This window comes from Labedella populi, from assembly GCF_004078655.1.
GTDB classification, from domain to species: Bacteria; Actinomycetota; Actinomycetes; order Actinomycetales; family Microbacteriaceae; genus Labedella; species Labedella populi.
Genome location: NZ_RZNC01000003.1, coordinates 1 through 19,387, shown reverse-complemented (window position 1 = coordinate 19,387; position 19,387 = coordinate 1). Strand labels below are relative to the sequence as shown.

Annotated in this window: 20 protein-coding genes, 2 tRNA genes and 1 other RNA gene; 8 read left to right on the top strand and 15 right to left on the bottom strand. The window is 68.1% G+C overall.

The window, feature by feature from the left end:
• Positions 1-70: 70 nt before the first annotated feature.
• Positions 71-526: an SRPBCC family protein gene (locus ELQ92_RS08570; protein ID WP_128498593.1), complete on the bottom strand. Its 456-nt coding sequence runs from the start codon at positions 524-526 to the stop codon at positions 71-73.
• Between the two features lie 117 nt (positions 527-643).
• Between ELQ92_RS08570 and ELQ92_RS08565 the strand changes: the two genes are divergently transcribed.
• Positions 644-1,072: a VOC family protein gene (locus tag ELQ92_RS08565; RefSeq protein WP_128498592.1), complete on the top strand. Its 429-nt coding sequence runs from the start codon at positions 644-646 to the stop codon at positions 1,070-1,072.
• Positions 1,073-1,162: 90 nt separating this feature from the next.
• On the opposite strand, the gene ELQ92_RS08560 is transcribed toward ELQ92_RS08565, so the two are convergent.
• Positions 1,163-1,471 carry a hypothetical protein gene (locus tag ELQ92_RS08560; RefSeq protein ID WP_128498591.1) on the bottom strand — a complete coding sequence of 103 codons (309 nt, stop codon included), beginning with the start codon at positions 1,469-1,471 and terminating at the stop codon, positions 1,163-1,165.
• A 129-nt stretch (positions 1,472-1,600) separates the two neighbouring features.
• Positions 1,601-1,673, bottom strand: a tRNA-Lys gene (locus tag ELQ92_RS08555).
• A gap of 116 nt (positions 1,674-1,789) precedes the next feature.
• Here ELQ92_RS08555 and ELQ92_RS08550 point away from each other — a divergent pair.
• From ELQ92_RS08550 to ELQ92_RS08540, 3 genes are all read left to right on the top strand, one after another.
• Positions 1,790-2,605, top strand: a complete 816-nt coding sequence (locus tag ELQ92_RS08550; RefSeq protein ID WP_128498590.1) for an inositol monophosphatase family protein — start codon at positions 1,790-1,792, stop codon at positions 2,603-2,605.
• Positions 2,606-2,618: 13 nt separating this feature from the next.
• Positions 2,619-5,549, top strand: coding sequence for an aminotransferase (locus ELQ92_RS08545; protein ID WP_128498589.1), 2,931 nt, complete (start codon positions 2,619-2,621; stop codon positions 5,547-5,549).
• Positions 5,550-5,750: 201 nt separating this feature from the next.
• The gene (locus ELQ92_RS08540) at positions 5,751-6,743 is read left to right on the top strand and encodes a glycosyltransferase family 2 protein (protein ID WP_128498588.1); all 993 of its coding nucleotides are present in this window, start codon (positions 5,751-5,753) and stop codon (positions 6,741-6,743) included.
• Positions 6,744-6,753: 10 nt separating this feature from the next.
• On the opposite strand, the gene ssrA is transcribed toward ELQ92_RS08540, so the two are convergent.
• From ssrA to prfB, 5 genes are all read right to left on the bottom strand, one after another.
• Positions 6,754-7,122, bottom strand: a transfer-messenger RNA (tmRNA) gene (gene ssrA, locus ELQ92_RS08535).
• 128 nt (positions 7,123-7,250) lie between these two features.
• A complete protein-coding gene (gene smpB, locus ELQ92_RS08530; protein WP_128495773.1) occupies positions 7,251-7,727 on the bottom strand; it encodes an SsrA-binding protein SmpB in 477 nt (158 codons plus the stop codon).
• 108 nt (positions 7,728-7,835) lie between these two features.
• A complete protein-coding gene (ftsX, locus tag ELQ92_RS08525) occupies positions 7,836-8,750 on the bottom strand; it encodes a permease-like cell division protein FtsX (RefSeq protein ID WP_128498587.1) in 915 nt (304 codons plus the stop codon).
• Entirely contained in the window at positions 8,747-10,030 is a 1,284-nt protein-coding gene (gene ftsE / locus ELQ92_RS08520) for a cell division ATP-binding protein FtsE (protein WP_128498586.1), read from the bottom strand. Before ftsE ends, ftsX begins: the two co-directional genes overlap by 4 nt.
• A 105-nt stretch (positions 10,031-10,135) precedes the next feature.
• Positions 10,136-11,251 (bottom strand): peptide chain release factor 2, encoded by a 1,116-nt coding sequence (prfB, locus tag ELQ92_RS08515; RefSeq protein WP_128498585.1) that lies wholly within the window; start codon positions 11,249-11,251, stop codon positions 10,136-10,138.
• 53 nt (positions 11,252-11,304) lie between these two features.
• On the opposite strand from prfB, the gene ELQ92_RS08510 reads away from it, so the two are divergent.
• Complete coding sequence (locus ELQ92_RS08510; RefSeq protein ID WP_128498584.1) at positions 11,305-12,522, top strand: MFS transporter; 1,218 nt, start codon at positions 11,305-11,307, stop codon at positions 12,520-12,522.
• Positions 12,523-12,591: 69 nt separating this feature from the next.
• On the opposite strand, the gene ELQ92_RS08505 is transcribed toward ELQ92_RS08510, so the two are convergent.
• The 7 genes from ELQ92_RS08505 to ELQ92_RS08475 form a co-directional block, all read right to left on the bottom strand.
• Positions 12,592-13,050 (bottom strand): pilus assembly protein TadG-related protein, encoded by a 459-nt coding sequence (locus tag ELQ92_RS08505; RefSeq protein WP_128498583.1) that lies wholly within the window; start codon positions 13,048-13,050, stop codon positions 12,592-12,594.
• Positions 13,047-13,514 carry a hypothetical protein gene (locus tag ELQ92_RS08500; protein ID WP_128498582.1) on the bottom strand — a complete coding sequence of 156 codons (468 nt, stop codon included), beginning with the start codon at positions 13,512-13,514 and terminating at the stop codon, positions 13,047-13,049. The genes ELQ92_RS08505 and ELQ92_RS08500 overlap by 4 nt, the downstream gene beginning before the upstream one ends.
• On the bottom strand, positions 13,474-13,830 hold the full coding sequence (locus ELQ92_RS08495; RefSeq protein WP_243694947.1) for a TadE/TadG family type IV pilus assembly protein: 357 nt from the start codon (positions 13,828-13,830) through the stop codon (positions 13,474-13,476). Before ELQ92_RS08495 ends, ELQ92_RS08500 begins: the two co-directional genes overlap by 41 nt.
• 50 nt (positions 13,831-13,880) lie before the next feature.
• A complete protein-coding gene (locus ELQ92_RS08490; RefSeq protein ID WP_128498580.1) occupies positions 13,881-14,066 on the bottom strand; it encodes a hypothetical protein in 186 nt (61 codons plus the stop codon).
• 25 nt (positions 14,067-14,091) lie between these two features.
• Positions 14,092-15,030, bottom strand: coding sequence for a type II secretion system F family protein (locus tag ELQ92_RS08485; RefSeq protein WP_128498579.1), 939 nt, complete (start codon positions 15,028-15,030; stop codon positions 14,092-14,094).
• Positions 15,027-15,734 carry a type II secretion system F family protein gene (locus ELQ92_RS08480; RefSeq protein WP_243694946.1) on the bottom strand — a complete coding sequence of 236 codons (708 nt, stop codon included), beginning with the start codon at positions 15,732-15,734 and terminating at the stop codon, positions 15,027-15,029. Before ELQ92_RS08480 ends, ELQ92_RS08485 begins: the two co-directional genes overlap by 4 nt.
• A 152-nt stretch (positions 15,735-15,886) precedes the next feature.
• Positions 15,887-17,038, bottom strand: coding sequence for a TadA family conjugal transfer-associated ATPase (locus ELQ92_RS08475; protein WP_243694945.1), 1,152 nt, complete (start codon positions 17,036-17,038; stop codon positions 15,887-15,889).
• A gap of 646 nt (positions 17,039-17,684) precedes the next feature.
• Between ELQ92_RS08475 and ELQ92_RS08470 the strand changes: the two genes are divergently transcribed.
• The 3 genes from ELQ92_RS08470 to ELQ92_RS08460 all read left to right on the top strand — a co-directional run bounded on the left by ELQ92_RS08470 (position 17,685) and on the right by ELQ92_RS08460 (position 19,252).
• Entirely contained in the window at positions 17,685-18,113 is a 429-nt protein-coding gene (locus tag ELQ92_RS08470; protein ID WP_128498576.1) for a LysM peptidoglycan-binding domain-containing protein, read from the top strand.
• Between the two features lie 134 nt (positions 18,114-18,247).
• Positions 18,248-18,329 (top strand) — tRNA-Leu (locus tag ELQ92_RS08465).
• A 167-nt stretch (positions 18,330-18,496) separates the two neighbouring features.
• Positions 18,497-19,252, top strand: coding sequence for a DedA family protein (locus tag ELQ92_RS08460; RefSeq protein WP_128498575.1), 756 nt, complete (start codon positions 18,497-18,499; stop codon positions 19,250-19,252).
• Positions 19,253-19,387: the final 135 nt, after the last annotated feature.

The following is a 19,387-nucleotide window of genomic DNA, read 5'->3' as shown; positions in this document are numbered from 1 at the left end:
TAGTCGTCCGACCTCGCGCACACGACGACGGCCGCCCCACGAGGTGGGACGGCCGTCGTCGATGGAGCGATCAGGCCTGGACGTCGCCGCGCCAGCCGCCCTCTTCGACGCCGCGGGACTCGATGAACTCCTTGAAGTTCTTCAGGTCCTTCTTGACGGCGTGGTTGTCGACGCCGAGCGTCGAGCCGAGCTTCTCGAGGATGCCGGTCGGCTCCCAGTCGATCTGAACGGTGACGCGCGTCTCGCGGTCACCGAGCTTGTGGAACGTGACGACGCCGGCGTGGTCGACCTCACCGCCCGTGCTGTTCCAGGCGACGCGCTCGTCCGGGTGCTGTTCGGTGATGTTCGCCTCGAACTCACGCTCCGCCCCGCCGACCTTGACCTTCCACACGGTGAGGGTGTCGGTGACCTGCTTGATGGATTCAACCTCGTCGAGGAACTTGGGGAACTCCTCGAAGAGGGTCCACTGGTTGTAGGCGACGGAGACGGGAACGTCGACGTCGATCGTTTCGATGACCTGGGGCATGCTGATCTCCTTACGTTGCTTCCGGGTGTGTCTGCGACGTTACCGAGGCGACCTGGACGGCAGCGGATTCGGCCGGAGCCTCGCGCGATCCTCGCCGAGCGCCTATCATCAGCACCCATGCGTCAGAACGTCCATTTCGTCACACTGTCGACACCTGATCTCGACGCTGCCCGTCGCTTCTATGTCGAGGGCCTCGGGTGGGAAGCGCTCCTCGACGTGCCCGGCGAGATCCTCTTCTTCCCGATCGCACCCGGTCTCGTGCTGGGGCTCTTCGAGGCACGGAAGTTCGCGGAGGATGTCGGAGCGAGCGAGCCGACCGGGGTGGCGGGTGTCACCCTCGCCCACAACGTCGGAAGCGAATCCGAGGTCGTCGACACCGTGGAGCGCTTCGTCTCGCTGGGCGGGCGAGAGATCGTCGCTCCCGAGCCCGGCGCCTTCGGGGGGATCTTCCACGCGATCGTCGCGGACCCGAACGGCGTCGTGTGGGAGATCGCGCACAACCCGGGCTGGCACGTCTCGGACGACGGCACGGTCTCCTTCACCTGACGAGCGCCGGGTCGCTGATCCCGACGACCGGTTTCGGCGACCGAAGCTGTGCAGCCCGTGGACGGAACACCGGCCCGTCAAGATCCTTGGCTAACCAGGCGACTCGTCGCGCCTCACCCGTTCGATCAACAGGCCGAGCCCGGCCGAGACGAAGGCCGAGTAGTTCCCGCCGAGACCCGGGATGGTCAGGAAGCCGCCGCCGCTCTGGGCCGTCGCCACGATCGAACGCTTGAACTCCTCGATCTCGACGCCGAGCTCCAGTGGGTACCTCGTTCCATCGATGATGACGGCGAAGCGCTCGGATACCTCCGGCCGGGTCACGGTCTGTGGCAGAGCGAACAGAGACTCGTTCGGATCGTCGTCCCAGCTGTCGAGCGCCGAGTCTGTCGCGGATTCCATGCTTCCTCTCTCAGTCACCCGAAGTTGCTCTGAGCCGGATCGGGCGACTCGAGCACCTTGACTATCACACGGGAGCGTCTGATCGAGTGAAAAAGCCCCGAACCTGGCGAGAGGTTCGAGGCTGTTCCGTGCACCCCCTGGGACTTGAACCCAGAACCCACTGATTAAGAGTCAGTTGCTCTGCCGATTGAGCTAGAGGTGCATGATCCGGATGACCCGAACCGAGGGTCAACACTAGCATCCGAACGCAGGGCGCGCCAATCGACCGGCCTCCACCCAGACATGCGGTGGACGCGGCGGACGCCCTATGTTTGACCCGTGACCTTCGCGAATGGAAACGCACCCCTCGATCGACGATCCCTCTCCGCGGATCTCGAGCTCGCCCTGCGCTTGGCGGACGTCGCCGATGCGCTCTCGCTCGCACGGTTCCGCTCCGCCGATCTGTCCATCTCGTCGAAGCCCGATCGCACTCCGGTCACCGACGCCGACCTGGCGGTCGAGAAGGCGATCCGGGAGATTCTCGCCGCGGAGCGGCCGGACGACGGGATCCTCGGTGAGGAGTTCGGCACGGGCGGCTCGACGGAGCGCCAGTGGATCATCGACCCGATCGACGGGACGGCGAACTTCCTGCGCGGAGTGCCCAATTGGGCGACGCTCATCGCGCTCGCGATCGACGGGCGTCCTGTCGTCGGTGTCGCGAGTGCACCGGCGTTCCGGAAGCGTTGGTGGGCGTCGCGCGGCTTCGGCTCATGGCTTCATGACGGCGACGACGAGCCGCGCCGCCTCCGCGTCTCGGGCGTCGCGTCCCTCTCGGACGCGTCCTTGAGCTTCCAGAGCATCCAGCAGTGGGACGAGGCGGGATACCTCGACCGCCTCGTCTCCCTCTCGAGGTCCGTCTGGCGCGACCGCGCGTACGGGGACGCGTGGTCGTACGGGATGCTCGCCGAGGGACTCGTGGACGTCGTCGCCGAGTTCGACGTGAAGGAGTGGGACATCGCACCGTTCGTCGTGATCGTCGAGGAGGCCGGCGGTCGGTTCACCGCCGCCGACGGCTCCGTTACGATCGCCGCGCGCAGTTCCGTCGCCACGAACGGCGCGCTGCACGCCGACGTCGTAGCGGCTCTCAGGCACTGACGGGAGGGGCGTCGTGGTGCTCGACGAGGGCATTCCCCGGCCGAACGTCGATCTCCGGGCAGCCGCCGCGATCGCCGAGGACTCCTTCGGTGTGAGAGGCCTTCTCTCGGAACTCGGGAGCCAGCAGGACCGCAACGTCCTCGTGCGAGCGACCGATGGCCCTGTCCTCCTCAAGATCAGCAACCACGCGGTCGCGAGGGCCGAGATCGATGCGCAGAACGCCGTCATGGGGCATGTGCGATCCGCCGGCATCGACGCCCCGGTCCCACTCCCCTCGCTCGCCGGACAACTCGTCTCGACGACCGATGTGGACGGCGCTCCCCATCTCGTCCGCTTGCTGTCGTTCGTCGCGGGCACACCTCTCATCGATCGGTCAACGCTGACTCCGTCCGACGTCGCGGCTCTCGGCGACCTGGCCGGTCGGGTCTCGCTCGCGCTCGCCGACCTCACGCATGAGGGACTCGACCGGCGGGAGCTGCAGTGGGACCTGCGTACGGGTGAGACGGTCGTCCGCTCCCTGCTCGAGTTCGTCCCGGACGACGGCCGGCGTGCCCTCGTGAACGATGCGGTGGGTGCGGTCACGACGGTGCTCGACCCGCTCCGCGGTGCTCTTCCACTGCAGACGGTCCACGGAGACCTCACCGACGACAACGTCGTCATGCGCATGGCCCGGGGGTCCTGTGTGCTGTCGGGGATCATCGACTTCGGCGACGCGATGACGAGCTGGCGCGTCGCGGAGCTCGCCGTCGCCTGCACGGCCGCCCTGCACCGTGACCCCCACGATCCCCTCGCGGCGCTTCCGCTCATCGCCGCCTTCGACCGTCACGTAGCTTTGACCGACGCCGAGATCCGAGCGCTCTGGCCCCTCGTCGTCCTGCGCGGCGCCGTGCTCGTCGTGAGCGGGCTCCAGCAGGTCGCGATCGACCCCACAAACGACTACGCCTCCAAGGCCCTCGACCGCGAGTGGTCCATCTTCGCGTCCGCTGCGTCCCTTCCGTTCGATGTCGCGGAACGCCACGTCCGGCTCACGCTCGAGCGCCCGTCGGAGCCGCTCGCGACGCCGCTCCCCGGCACTCCCGCCCTCGGTGACGTTCCGGTGGCCGTCGTCGATCTCGGATGGTCCTCCGACCACCTGCGCGACGGCTGCTGGCTCCTCGGCGAGCCGGCAGAAGTCGAGGCCGGCGTCGCCTCGTCCGCTCGCCCGACCGGCGGCCTCGCGCTGACCCGCTTCGGCGAGGGCCGGCTGACGCGCGCACCACTCACGAGCACGGAGCCCCCTGCGAACGTCGCCCTGTGCGTCGACCTCATCGTCGAGGGAACGGTCCCGATCCTCGCTCCTCTCGCCGGTGTGGCGGGTCGCACCGCGGACGGGAACCTGCTCGTCGCCTCCGAATCGGTGGCTCTCGTGATGGACGGCGTCGACGGCGCGCCACCCGCCGGAGCGCATCTCTCCCCCGGCGACCCGCTCGGGACGGTCACGAGTCGCGCGCGGGCATGGGCGACGACGCCGGCCGCGGCGCACGAGCACCACGACCCGTTCGTGACACGGGAATCGTTCCGCGGCTTGCGGTCCCGCTACGCGGATCCGACCCCCCTGCTCGTTGCGCCGCCGTCCCCGCCGCCGTCTCAGACGCCGTACCCCGGCCACGCGGCGACGGACGACGCCCTGCTCGAGCGGCGCTCGGACGCCTACTCGCCCATCCAGGGCCACTACTACGCGCGACCACCGCGGATCGAGCGCGGGTGGCGGGAGCATCTCGTCGACGTCGACGGGCGGCACTACCTCGACATGGTGAACAACGTGACGCTCCTGGGTCACGGTCACCCGGTGATCGCCCGCGCAGCCGAGCAGCAGTGGCGCCTGCTCAACACGAATTCGCGGTTCCACTACTCGGCCGTCGCAGAGCTCAGCGAACGACTTCTCGAAACCGTGCCGCACGGGGCCTTCGACACGGTGCTCCTCGTGAACAGCGGAACGGAGGCCGTGGACCTCGCACTCCGGCTGGGTCGCGCCTTCTCGGGTCGTGCCGACGTCGCGTGCGTCGAAGAGAGCTACCACGGCTGGTCGCTCGCCGCCGATGCCGTCTCGACGTCCACCTCAGATAATCCCCGCGCGAACGAGACCCGGCCGCCGTGGGTGCACGTCCTCGACGCTCCGAACGCCTACCGTGGTCGTCATCGCGGTGACGGGGCCGGTACCGCCTATGCGCACGACGCCGTGATCCGGATCGCCGAGTGGGCGGCCGCCGGCACACCGGTCGGGACCTTCATCGCCGAGCCCCGCAATGGCAACGCCGGAGGGATCGCCGTTCCCGCCGGTTACCTCGGGCCCGTCTACGACGCCGTCAGAGCCGGGGGCGGGGTCGTCGTCTCCGACGAGGTGCAAGTGGGCTACGGCCGCCAGGGCTCGGTCTTCTGGGGCTTCGAGGAGCACGGCGTCGTTCCGGACATCGTCACGATCGCGAAGGGGATGGGCAACGGCCATCCCCTCGGTGCCGTCATCACGCGCACCGAGGTCATCGATGCCCTCGCCGATCAGGGCGCCATTTTCTCCTCCGCCGGCGGCAGCACCCTCAGCTCCCGCATCGGCGTCACGGTCCTCGACGTGTTGCGCGACGAGGACCTGCAGGGAAACGCTCTCCGCGTCGGCGAGCGGCTGCGGCACGAGCTCGAACGACTCGCAGACCGGCACCGGCTGATCGGCGCCGTGCACGGGCGCGGGCTGTACCTGGGTGTCGAACTCGTCCGAGACCGGGAGACCCTCGAGCCCGCATCGGAGGAGACACGACTCCTGTGCGATCGACTCCTCGAGTTGGGCGTCATCGTCCAACCGACGGGAGACCGCGGCAACGTGCTCAAGGTGAAACCTCCCCTCTGTCTGTCCTCGGGGAGCGCCGACTTCTTCGTGACGACGCTCGAGCGGGCGCTCGACGAGGTGGGATGACGAGCACACACAGGGGCCGCGGCGCGTGCAACCGCCGTCGAAGCATCGTGAGCCATCCTCGCATAGGGCTTCTCCCGCGGCCCGATAACCAGTAGCCTCTCGCTCACCATCGTCATCGTGCGTGATCACGTACCGGTGGCATCGTTCCATCCGGCCGTCGACTGGCGGCACCCCCCTGCGGAGAGGCCGCCGAGCACGCTCATGTCCACGAAGAACGTCACCGTCGCCGTGCTCACCTTCCGGCGCCCCGCGGCTCTCGTCGCCGGTCTGCTTCTCATGCTTCGACAGATCGAGGCGCTCGCTGAGGATGCGAGCCGCGGCTACACGGCTCGCATCGTCGTCGTGGACAACGACCCGGACGCGAGTGCTCGCGACGTCGTCGCCGATCTCGATCATCCGGCCGTAGACTACGTCGTCGAACCGACGCCCGGCATCGCCGCGGCACGCAACCGTGCTCTCGACGAGGCCTGGTCCTCGGACGCACTCGTGTTCATCGACGACGACGAGCGACCGCGTGCAGGCTGGTTGGATGCACTCGTGTCCACGTGGCGTGAACACGGTGCGGCGGCCGTGGCCGGCCGTGTCGTTCCCGTCTACCCGCAACAGGTGTCCGACTGGATCGTCGACGGCGGTTTCTTCGTCCGGCGCACCCTGCGTACAGGTACCCGCGTCGCCGCAGCCCCGACGTCCAACATCCTCCTCGACGTGCAGTACCTCGCCAGCCGGGGACTGCGGTTCGACGCCCGGCTCGGGCTCGGCGGCGGAGAGGACACGATGCTGACCCGACGGATCGTCCGCAGCGGCGGAGACATCGTCTGGTGTGATGAGTCGGTCGTCGAGGATTACGTCCCCGAGGACCGGGCGACGCCGAAATGGGTTCTGCAGAGGGCATGGAGCCACGGCAATACATCAACGAACGTCGACCTCGCATTGGCGCCGACCCCCGGCGAGCGTCACGTCATCCGGACGAAGGCCGTCGTCGGTGGGCTCGGGCGCATGGCGGCGGGCGCCGCTCAGACCGGTTTCGGCGCCGTCAGCGGGTCGAATCACCACTCCGCGCGCGGTCTTCGGGCCATGTTCCGGGGAGCGGGCATGACGGCGGCAGCGGTCGGCGTGGTCTACCACGAATACGCGAAAGCACGCCGATCGGAGGCCCCGATGGGGACCTCCGATGTGACCGACTCGACGGTGTGACGACGACCGATGGTGGAGATGGGGGGAATTGAACCCCCGTCCATCGCTGTAATTCCGAGCCTTCTACGGGCGTAGCCTGTGCAGACGTTCTACTCGGCCCCGACCTTTGCCACAGGCACCTAGGTCGACAGGCCCAGTTCGGGAAAAGTCCCACACACCGTCCGAACGCCGGTGCGCAGCAAGTCCCCTAGATGACGCCAGGGTCCGGATCGGGAACACATCCGGTCTGACGGACTCTCAAACTCGCTTAGGCAGCGAGAGCGAAGTCAGTGCGCTTGGAATTGGCACTTGTGTTTTGCAGAGATCGTTTACGAGATAACCCTGCATCCTCGGCCCGCTTCTCTCGGTTTTGCAGGCGATGTCGAAACCGATCATCCCCGTGCACGATCCTGTGGAGTCTCCTCCACGGGAGCGGGTCGTCGTCACCCTGTCGAGTTGTCATGACCGGCGGACCGGTCGGCACGCGCGTAATGCGCTCCACCATTCTACAACGGCGAGACGCGAGGACTATTCCCCGACCATGTTCTTGGTGCGCATCGCCCGGTCGGCTTCGCGCTTGTCCTGTTTCTCACGGAGCGCCTGGCGCTTGTCGAACTCGCGCTTGCCCTTCGCGACCGCGATCTCGACCTTGGCGCGACCGTCGCTGAAGTACAAGCGCAGCGGAACGAGCGTGTAGCCGCCTGGAGCGATCTTGTGACTGATCTTGAGGATCTCCTGCTTGTGCAGGAGCAGCTTGCGCTTGCGGCGCACCGGGTGGTTGTTCCAGGTGCCCTGCCCGTACTCGGGGATGTGCACGGCGTCGAGCCACGCCTCCGCCCCGTCGATGTAGGCGTAACCGTCGACGAGCGACGCACGGCCGTGACGGAGCGACTTGACCTCGGTGCCCGTGAGGACGAGGCCCGCCTCGTAGGTGTCCTCGATGAGGTAGTCGTGCCGGGCACGACGATTGGTGGCGACCACCTTCTCGCCCTTTTCTCTCGGCATGACCGCTCCTCGTCCGCTCGTCCTCTCGTGAGGACAGCCCCCCAGTCTACCGGAGGGGCGTCATCATCGTGCACCGGGCCGACGTCCCCCTCCGCGCAGCGCGCCCGATCAGATGCGCAAGTACCGCTTGATCGCGAAGTTCGCGGACAGGGCCGCGAGCACCATGCCGAGCGCGAGCAGCACGGGAACCACGATGACGGCGTCTCCGAGGTCGACGAAGCTGATGAACAGCATCCGCGGCGCCAGATAGCCCGACACCACGAAGTGCACGAGCGCCAGGATCGCGCCGCCGGCGAGGATCGACCCGATGAGAGCCGCGAACACGCCCTCCAGCACGAACGGCGTCTGAATGAATCTGTTCGAGGCCCCCACGAGGCGCATGATGCCGAGCTCCTTGCGCCGAGAGTACGCGGACAGGCGGATCGTCGTGGCGATGAGCAGGACGGCGGCCACGAGCATGAGTCCGGCAATGCCGATCGCGGCGTAGCTCGCGATGTTCAGCACAGAGAAGATCTGATCGAGGTATTGCCGCTGGTCCGTGACCGTCTCGACGCCGGCGACGCCCGAAAACGCCTCGCTGATGACCGCCGACTGAGACGGGTCGACGAGGTTGACCCAGAACGCCTGCGGCAACTGGTCGGGGGTCACGAGGTCCGCGAGGTCGTTGCCCTCGAACTGCTGCTGGAAGTTCGCGTACGCCTGGTCGTTGTCCTCGAAGTAGGACTCCTGGATGTACGGCGCGAGCGTGTCGGAGTCCAATTGCTCGCCCACCGCGGCGATCTGCTCCTCCGTCGCCGCTCCTCCGGCGCACGACTCGGCAGCGGAGTCGTCGGTACAGAGGTACACCGCGACCTGCGCCCGGTCGTACCAGTAGTTCTTCATCTGGCCGACCTGCATCTGCATGAGGACGGCGGTCCCCACGAACGTCAACGAGATGAAGGTCACGAGCACGACGGAGATGACCATCGACACGTTGCGGCGGAGGCCGTTCAACGCCTCCGACCATACGAGTGCGAATCTCACTTCGTCGGCCCCACGTTCTGCTCGGTGTCCTCGTCGCGCGGCTTGCCGGCGCGCAGGCCGAGCCGCTCGGCGAGAGAGAGGTGCTCTTGGGTGTCGTCGGGAAGCGGACCCGAGATGAGAGGAAGCCCGATGATCGGCTGGCTCTGCGTGAGCGGTTGCGCCGGCTGCGTGCGGCGGGGTTCCTCGACCTCGTCGGCGACGGTGGCCCCGTCGTCGGCGGCCTCCCGCACTGCCCACGGGGGCGTGATCGCTGCACTCTCGCCCTCCGCGGACGACGGGCGCGCCTCCCCCAGCTCGGACGAGGACGACGGCACGACACGCTCGGAATCGGCCGGCGTCATTCCAGTGTCCGCACCGTTCACGCGGTCGACGGCACCGGTTTCGTTCGTCACTGTTCCCTCGGGATCGGGCGCTCGCATGTCGTCCACTTCGGGAGCCTCTCGGCTCGATGCCGCCGCCTCGACGGGGCCCGTACGGCGCTGCGCCACGACCGATTGAGTCGACGGCGCCTCCCGGGCCGCCTCCTCGACCGCTCGCCGTGCGCGCTGGGCGTCGGCACCGCGCTCCTTGCGTGGGCCGAGCTCGGGGATGACGGCGGTGTTGCCGTAGCCGCCGTGGGTCTCGTCGCGCACGATGGCGCCCTCCACGAGCTCGATGACACGGCGCTGCATCTTGTCGACGATGGCCGCCTCGTGCGTCGCCATCACGACGGTCGTGCCGTTCGCGTTGATGCGCTCGAGCAACTGCATGATGCCGGCGGACGTCGCCGGGTCGAGGTTTCCCGTCGGCTCGTCGGCCAGGAGGACTTGCGGCTTGTTGACGATGGCGCGGGCGATCGCCACGCGCTGCTGCTCACCGCCCGAGAGCTCGTGAGGCATGCGTTGAGACTTGTTCTCGAGCCCGACCATCTTGAGTACGTCGGGGACGGCCTCCTGGACGAAGCCCCGTGACTTGCCGATCACCTGCAGAGTGAACGCCACGTTCTGGAAGACGGTCTTGTTCGGCAGCAGTCGGAAGTCCTGGAAGACCACGCCGAGGTTGCGGCGGAAGTACGGGATCTTCCGGTTGGAGATCGATGAGACGTTGTGGCCGAGCACATGCACGGTGCCGGCGGATGGTTTCTCCTCCTTGAGCACGAGCCTTAGACAGCTCGACTTCCCGGAGCCCGAGGCACCGACGAGGAACACGAACTCCCCACGCTTCACCTCGAAGTCGACGGCGTTGAGCGCGGGTTTGATCGTGCCTGGATATTTCTTGGTGACCTGGTCGAAACGAATCATGGCTGTTCGAGCCTAAGCACGCTTCCCCCCGATGTCCGCAGGACTCGCCGCGCACCCGCTCGTGACCGCACGGCTTCTGCCGGTCGGTCGGGTACCGCGAGGGAGCTACGCCCCCTCGATGTCCTTCATCGAGCGCCAGCGGATACCGGCGGCGATGAAGCCGTCGAGGTCGCCGTCGAAGACGTTCTGCGGATTACCGGACTCGAAGTTCGTGCGCAGATCCTTGACCATCTGGTAGGGCGCGAGGACGTAGCTGCGCATCTGGTCACCCCAGCTCGCGGTGATCGTGCCCGCGAGTTCCTTCTTCGTCGCCGCTTCCTGCTCGCGCTGCAGGATGAGCAGTCGCGACTGCAGCACGCGCATCGCGGCGGCGCGGTTCTGGATCTGGCTCTTCTCGTTCTGCATCGACACCACGATGCCCGTGGGGATGTGGGTGAGGCGCACGGCGGAGTCGGTCGTGTTGACGGACTGCCCACCGGGGCCGGACGAGCGGAACACGTCGACGCGGATGTCGTTCTCGGGGATGTCGACGACGACGGCTTCTTCGAGCAGCGGGATGACCTCGACGGCCGCGAAGCTCGTCTGGCGCTTCCCCGCGGAGTTGAAGGGACTCATCCGCACGAGGCGGTGCGTGCCCGCCTCGACGCTCAGCGTGCCGAACGCGTAGGGCGCATCGACCTCGAAGGTCGCCGACTTGATGCCGGCCTCCTCCGCGTAGCTCGTGTCGAGGACCTTCGCGGAGTAGCCGTGCTGCTCGGCCCACCGCAGGTACATGCGGAGGAGCATCTCGGCGAAGTCGGCGGCGTCGACGCCACCCGCGCCCGCGCGGATCGTGACGACGGCGGGCTTCGGGTCGTACTCGCCGCTCAGGAGCGTCTGCACCTCGAGTTCACCGATCGTCGACCGGACGGCCTCGAGTTCCTTGAGGACCTCGTTCGCGGAGTCCTCGTCCTCCTCGGCGTTCGCGAGTTCGACCATGATCTCGATGTCGTCGAGTCGGCTCTCGATGCTGTTGATGCGCGCGAGCTCCGACTGGCGGTGGCTCAGCGCACTCGTGACCTTCTGCGCCTTCTCGGTGTCGTCCCACAGATCGGGGGCACCGGCCTGCTCGCTCAGTTCGGCGATGTCGGCGGTGATGCGTTCGACGTCGACGACCGTCTTGATGTCGGCGAAGGTGGCGCGCAGCGCCTGGATGTCGGAGCTCAGGTCCAGAGGAAACATAACCGTGCAAGCCTACCGTGGCCCGCCGGACCGGGGCGTAGGGTCGGGTGTTGATGTCGGTCTCCTCTCCCTCGTTCTCCTTCCGTTCGGTCGCGCTGTCGGCTCTGCTGCCCACGTTCGTGTTCTCGATCGGTCAGGGCGCGATCATTCCGATGATCCCCGTCATCGCCTCGAGCCTCGGAGCGAACCTCGCGTTCGCGGGGTTCCTCGGGGGTCTCTTCATGGTGGGAGAGTTGCTCGGGGATGTGCCGGCCGGCTCTTTGGTCGCGCGCTTCGGCGAGCGCTCGGCCATGATCGGGGCGGCCGTCGTGTGCCTCGTCGGCCTCGCCGTCTGTCTGATCTTCCCCACGACCGTCGGCCTCGCGGTCGGCATCCTCTTGAGCGGGCTGTCGACCTCGGTGTTCGCTCTCGCGCGGCACGCCTTCATGACCACCTACGTCCCCGTACAGTTCCGCGCCCGCGCACTCTCGACCCTCGGCGGCACGTTCCGCGGCGGCTGGGCGATCGGCCCGTTCATCGCGGCGGCGCTCATCCACGCGACGGGCTGGACGAGCATCGTCTTCTGGGTGCATGTCGTGGCGTGCGTGATCGTCATCGTCATCCTGCTCGTCGTCTCCGATCCGACCGCGGCCCTCGAGCGTTCGGCGTCCGCGCTGGCTGGCGAGCGGCGGCGTGTCAACGTCTTCACGACCCTCCGCGACAACCGCGCGGTGCTCTCGCGGATGGGTCTGGCGGCGGCGATCATGTCGGCGGTGCGTTCCTCTCGCACGGTGATCCTGCCGCTCTGGGCCGTCGCGATCGGGATGGCCGACGCCCAGACGGCGATCGTCATCGGCATCGCAGGGGCCGTCGACTTCGCGCTCTTCTACACGTCGGGCCAGATCATGGACCGTTTCGGACGGTTGTGGTCGGCGATCCCCGCGCTCACGGGGCTCGGGGTCGCCCATATCGTCCTCGCCTTCACGAGCACGGAGGGCCTCTTCATCGCGATCGCGATCGCGATGGCGCTCGCGAACGGGATCGGGAGCGGCATCCTCATGACGGTGGGCGCCGATCTCGCCCCACGCGGCGACCCCGCCCGCTTCCTCGCCGCCTGGCGCTTCACGAACCATGCCGGCGAGGCGAGCGCTCCCCTCGCCATCTCCGGCATCACGGTGATCGCCTCCCTCGCGACCGCGAGCCTCACGCTGGGCGTCGTCGGACTACTCGGCGCCCTGCTGTTCCTGCGGTACCTGCCGCGCTACGTGCCGCGAGTGCCGCGCGACGTGTAAGGAGCCGATGCGCGGAGCAGTCCCCCCGCGCCGATCTCGTCAGAGCGCACATCGCCCCATCACCCACCCTCACTGCAGCACAGCGCGTGCTGTCGAGGTGGCATCGAGCCGGATCCCCTCGGGGAGGAGCAGCGTGAGGACCGGCGGACTCCACGCCGAGGAGAGGGTCACGGTGGCGCTGCGACCGTCGAGAGTCGTCGCGCTCTCGATGCGGAGGCGGTCGAACCGGCTCGTACCGACGTCGGCAACGAAGCCGTCGACGGCCTCTTCCACGGCACCGGCGTCGAGCCTCACGCTCACACCGCCGTCGGGGTCCGGTTCCACTGCTGCGAGGTCGAACGCCTCCGCGCCGACGAGCGCCGCCGAGTCGGCGAGGCCGAGCAGGCGTTTCCGTTCGATGTAGAGAGACGTCGCGGCGGCGACGACGAGCGTGACGACGATCGCGAAGGCGGCGAAGCCGATCGTCAGGACGAGAGTCGAGCCCCGCTCGCGGTCGGCGACACGGGCGAGGATCTCGGCCTGCTTCATTCGGGGACCCGGAAGTCGGACACGGCGTTCGCCGAGCGCGCCTCTACCGGAACGATCGCGAGTCGGTCGAGGTCGAGCACGGGCGGCGCGAGCGGAAGGGCCACATCGATCCGGACCACCACGGTAACGGTATCGCCCTGGTCGAGACACTCAGCGGCGACGTCGTCCGCACACGAGATGGTGACGCGCGCCGATGAGGAGTCGATTCCCTGGTCGTCGAGAGCGAAGGCGACAGCCTGCTCGGCTCGCTCCACGGCAGTCGTCGGGTCGGGCGCGTCGACGAACAGTCGGGCCGCGTGCCTCGATCCCCCTTCCGCGGCGAGCACAGCCGACTGGATCTGAGACAAGGTCACCACGAGGTACACGATGGGGACCAGGAGGACGAGACCCGCGACGATGAACTCGAGTGACGCGGAGCCCCCGTCACTCGTCGAGCGTCTCGACGGCGGCACGACCGACGGCATTGAGCCCCTCCCCCACGCCGAGTAGACCGACGAGGGGAAGCGTTCCCTCGACGGTGACGGCGATCGACGGGTGCCCCCGGTAGTCGCCGTAGGCCGCGGACACCTCGTTCGCGTAACCGTCGCCGACGGCGGTCACAATGAGCGAGCGTGTGCGCGCGACCGCGTCCGCGGGGCCATTGCCGGCCAGCGCACCGAATCGGGCGCCCTCGGATGCCGCATCGACGACCGTCGTCCGGACGTGCAGCGCAAGCGCCAACTGCACGACCGAGAGCGCGAGTGTGGTGAGCAGGATCGTGACGAGCAGATTCTCGACCACGGCGGAGCCCTCATCGCGGGACCGACGGACAAGCGGGCCCCGTCGAGCATTCATAGGCCCGAAACGCGAGCGATGGCCTGCTCGAAGAGTCCGGCGAGCGCGGGACCGGCCAGACCCCAGATCAGGATCACGAGACCCGCGGTCATCAGTGTGACGAGAACCCAGCCCGGTACGTCCCCGCGTTCGTTCACAAGGCGACGGCGGATCCGGGCGGGGAGAGAGGCGAGTTCGGTCATGGATGTTCCTTTCGATGAATGCGGCTCAGAATCCGGCGCGCAGCACCATGAGCCCAGGCAGGATCGCGAACGCGACCGAGAGGGGGAGGATGAGAAAGACGAGCGGCACCAACATGGCCACTTCCTTGCGACCCGCCGCCTCGAGTAGACGGCGTTTGCCTTCCACCCTCACGTCGGCGGATTGGGCGCGGAGGGTCTCGGCGAGAGGGCTCCCCCGTTCGAGCGCACCCGTGAGTTGCTCGATGGTCCGAGACAGGGCCGGCAGAGCGATCCGATCGGAGAAGTCGGCCAGAGCGCGAGCCAGCGGAACGCCCGATCCGACGTCGGCGGTCACACGTCGACACTCACCCGAGAATTCGCCCGAGCCGACGTTCGCGACCCGTCGGAGCGCGTCGAGGATACCTTCGCCCGCCGAGAGGCTGAGGCTCAGGAAGCCGAGCGCCGTCGGCAGCTCCGCCTCGATGCGTGCGACGCGTCGCTTCGCACCCCTCGCGAGCTCCCATTCGCAACCGAGGGCTCCGACGAGGGCTCCGACGAGGGGAAGGCTCGCCACCGCGAGCGGCGAGAGCAACCCGCTGAGGAGCGACACGATCGCGGGGAGGGCGAGGACCGCGGAACCCACGACGGCCCACAGCAGTTGTCGTCGCCGGAATGCCGAAACGTCGAGTGCGGAGCCGCGCTGCGCAAGCCGAGCGGTGACGGTGCTGTTGCTGGCCAGCACGACGGATACAGCGGAGAAGAATCGGCCGAAGACGGGAGTCACGAGGCCCCACAACACCGCGAGGGGGTCGCCGGAGGGACGATCGACCCGGACTCGCGCTTCCTCGGACACATCGACGAGGTAGGGCGCGATGCGGTCGCCGAGCCGCCGCACGCTCATCCGCGGAACGAGACCGACGAGCGTCCAGAGCCCGAGACCCAGCGCCGCGCCCAGCACGATGCCCCACGCCGACAGTGCGGTCATCGGAACCACCGCCGCTCCATGGGAAGGCGACCGACGGCGAGCATGACCCTGTAGGCGACGACCGAGACGGCGGCACCGACGACGATGAGCAGTGTTCCCTCGGTCGAAGCGTAGGCCGCTGCCGCCTCGGGCCGTGTCGACAGGAGGACGAGGATCAGCCACGGAGCGGCGACTCCGAGCTTCGCAGCGTTCCGCACCCAGCTCTGCCGCGCGTCGAGTTCCGCTCGGGTCGCCGCTTCTTCCCGCAGCGCGCCCGACAGCTGCCGCAGGATCGCCGTGAGGTCCGATCCTCCGACCTCACGGGCCATCCGGAGCGTCTCCAGCACACGATCCGCGACGGGATCATCGAGCACCGCTTTGAGCCGGTCGACGGCCCCGCCCCACGATGCGGAGGTGGCGTAGTCCCGGGCGAACGTCCGGAACTCGGGACGGAGGTCCTCAGGACCTTGTTTCCCGAGGCTCGCGACGGCGTCAGGGACGGCGAGCCCCGAGCGTGCCGCGGCGACGAGATGGTCGACGATGTCGGGCCACAGGCTCGCTCGAAGGCGACGCCGCGCCCTGGCCCTGATCGAGACGAGGATCCACGGAAGCGCCGTCCCGACGACGCTGGCGAGTGCGCCGACGACCGGAACAGACGTGACGAGGACGGTGATACCCCCGAGGATCACTCCGATCAGAGCGGAGACGGCGACGAATGCGAGCACGGGAACCCGGACCAGACCCGCGAGTGCAAGACGAGCACGAATGGGAGCGAACCGGTCGGACCGCCGCCTCTCGTCCCGATTACCTCTCGGCCACAACCGGGAGGACACGACCAGGACGAGCCCTCCGCCGAGGGTAGCTCCGAGCACCCAGGTCATCGCGACGCACTCCGATCACCCATCGGGGTCCAACCCGTTTCAGTCAGGGCGCCGTCGCGCATCTCGAAGACGGTGCTCGCCTCGATCGCGCCGTCGTGACCGGACCCGGTCGGAGTGATGATCTCGGAGACACGGCGACGCCCGTCCGCGTCGAGGACGCAGTGCACGACGAGATCGACACTGGCGGCCACCGTCGGCCGGACGAATTGCGAGTCGATATTGCGCCCCGCGAGCAACGGGAGCGTGCAGAGCTTCACGAGAGCGTCTCGGGCGGTGTTGGCGTGGACGGATGATGCACCGGGCAGTCCGGAGTTCATCGCGATGAGCAGATCGAGCGCCTCGGCCTCACGCACCTCCCCCACCACCAGACGGTCCGGTCGCATGCGCAGCGCCTCTTTGACGAGCCGGCGAAGAGTGATCTCTCCCGTCCCCTCGAGGCTCGGCTGCCGGCCTTGAAGACCCACGACGTCGCGACCCGGCAGATCGAGCTCGAACGTCTCCTCGACGGTGACGATGCGCTCGCCCGGTTTCACAGCCCCGAGGAGCGCCGACAACAGGGTCGTCTTGCCCGATTGGGTTCCCCCCGAGACGACGATGCTCCGCCCCGCTCTGACCGAACCGCGAAGGAATTCGGCCGCTCGCGGAGAGAGGGATCCGAGTGCCACGAGGTGAGCGAGAGTGCGCACGCGCCTCGAGAACTTCCGGATGTTTATCGCGGGGTGCCGACGGGTGACATCGGGGATGGCCACGTGGAGGCGCGAGCCGTCGGGGAGGGAGGCATCGACGAACGGCGAGCTGTGGTCGACGCGTCGTCCCGTGCTCGCGAGTAGTCGCTCGATGAGGTCTCGCACCGCCTCCTCAGTGAGGACGGTCTCCGTCAGCTCGCTCACACCGTTTCGGGCCACGAACACGCGCGACGGTCCGTTGAGCCAGATCTCCTCCACCTCGGGGTCGTCGAGGTACGGCTGGATCGCGCCGAAGCCCGTCAGGACCGCGAGGGCCTCGCGAGCGGCGGAGTCCTCGTCCTCGACGGCGGCATGCCCGCCCCGGTACGAGCGCTCGGCGTCACGACGCAACTCGTCGCGGACCAAACGTTCCGCGGCGACGTGATCGCCTGCGAGATCGACGCCCTCCCGTCTCACTCGCATACGAACGCGCTCAGCGATGCTGTCCCCCGACTGCCCCATGCCCAGCATGATTGCGCACTCGGGGCGGGTTCCGTCCGCCCTCTCCACAGCCGTGCCGGACCGAGGACAGCTCGACCGTCGCTTGTCTCACCGCGTTCTCCGTCACCCCTCTGGGCTCAAGCGCCCCACCGCGGCGGCGCCGCTAACGTCACCGCAAAGATGATGGGGCGCCCCTGAGAACGACCGGACACGGTCGGCATCTTCGGTCTCGATCGTCGACCACCCCCGTGATCCTGCTCCTCGGATCGATGCTCGCCGGTTGCACCGGCAACCTGTTCGGTGAGCCGTCGAACCCGACGATGACCCCCACGGCCGCCGTCCCGTCGGTCGAACCCCCAGCGGAGTCCGAGCACGTGTTCACCGAAGTGCCGGACGGCGTGGTCGTCGGGACCGGCGCCTTCGAATCGGCCCGGTATGACGTGAACGGCAGCCTCGAAATCGTCTCGGACCCCGACACACGCGTCGGCTCGATGACATTCGGTTGGAGGGTCCGCCTCCTCGATGTCGTCTCCCAGAGCAGATCGACCACAAGAATCAGATCCGCTTCGTCGCGCAGCCGCACAGCGGGAACTGGCCGTGCGTCGGCTCGTGGGGCAGCCTCGACGTCGTGCAATGGAACGCGGAGCAGGACGAAGGTGTCCTGGCCTCCCCCGACTGGCCGGAGGCGACCGATCCGAGCTACATCGACTCGCTCGTCATCCTCGACGAGGCGAGCGACCCCGACGAGAACGGATGCCGATCCCCCGTCGCTGCCCGTGTGGACATCGCCTGGACGATGCCGGAGGTCCGGCCCGGACTCGCGGTTGTCGCCGGCGACATCATCCCGAATGCCGCCGGCGAGATCGCGTTGGAGGACGGGGTACCCGCGTCTTACACGGTCGTCTCACGGGACACCCTCGATGCCGTCGCCCGACGGCTCGGCATCACCCCCGAGGACGTGCTCTTCCTCAATCCGGCGCGCCTGAACGACACGGCGACCCAGCGCTCGGAACTCGTCGCGGGCGAACGGCTGAACCTCGTCCTCGCCCGCCGCTGATGCAACGGCGCATAACGCCAGTCACGCTGCTCCCCCTCGGCGGAGGATCGTGCGCCCCGAGTCGCGCCGCCGTGCCGGACCCTCGGAGACGATCTCGCGCCTCTCAGCGCCCTAGAATCGACACCGCACCACTTGCGGAAGTGGCGAAATCGGCAGACGCGCAGGATTTAGGTTCCTGTGCCTTCGGGCGTGGGGGTTCGATTCCCCCCTTCCGCACCCTCTCGGACGGCGTCCCGCGAGCCGCCTCCTGACTCCCGAACGGGGGCTCATCCTTCAGGTGGATATTGGGCGCTCTCCCGGTCCTGCGTCATAGCCGACGGCTAGACTTCGAGCAGCGAACGTGCGCCGACTGGCTCGGAAGCCGCCGACGACTGGAGACCCCGATGCATCACTCCGCCCTCATCCCGTGGCTCGACCCGGAGAACATCATCACGACCGCAGGTCCCTGGGCTCTCCTCGTCGTCTGCCTCATCGTGTTCGCGGAGACCGGGCTGCTCGTCGGCTTCCTCCTCCCCGGCGACACACTCCTCATCATCACGGGACTCTTCGCGTTCCACCCGGGCCTCGGCTTCCCTCCATACATCGTCGCGCTGGCCATCGGGCTCGCGGCGTTCCTCGGCGGCGAGGTGGGGTACCTGATCGGCCACAAGGCGGGACCGAAGATCTTCGAGCGCAAGGAATCGGGGCTCTTCAGCGTCGAGAATGTCGAACGGACGAACGCCTTCTTCACGCGCTTCGGAGGCCTCGCCGTGATCATCGCGCGGTTCGTCCCCATCGTCCGCACCTTCGCCCCCGTCGCGGCTGGTGTCGGCCACATGGACTACCGCAAGTACACGTTCTACAACCTCGTCGGGGCGCTCGTCTGGGGCGCCGGCCTCACCTTCCTCGGCTACTTCCTCGGCTACATCCCCCCGGTCGCCGACTTCGTGCGCAACTACATCGACGTCATCCTCATCGCGGCCGTCGTCCTGACGCTCGCGCCGACGATCTACCACTATGTGCAGTCGAGCCGGAAGGCCAAGCGCCACGCCGCCGTGGGAGACGCCGTCGTCGACCACGACGAGGCCGAGCACCTCGTGCTCGACCGCACGATGTTCGACCAGGACAAGGACAACGACCGCCCGAGCGGCCACGCCTGAGGCGCGCGCCTATCCCGCTCGGTCCGAGAGCCTGTCAGAGGGCACCCAACATTGCGACTCGTCGTCCACAAACCGGCCGCCCACCGGGTTCTCCACCGCCTCGCGCCAGCTTGGGGGAGTGTCGGTGGTGTGGTG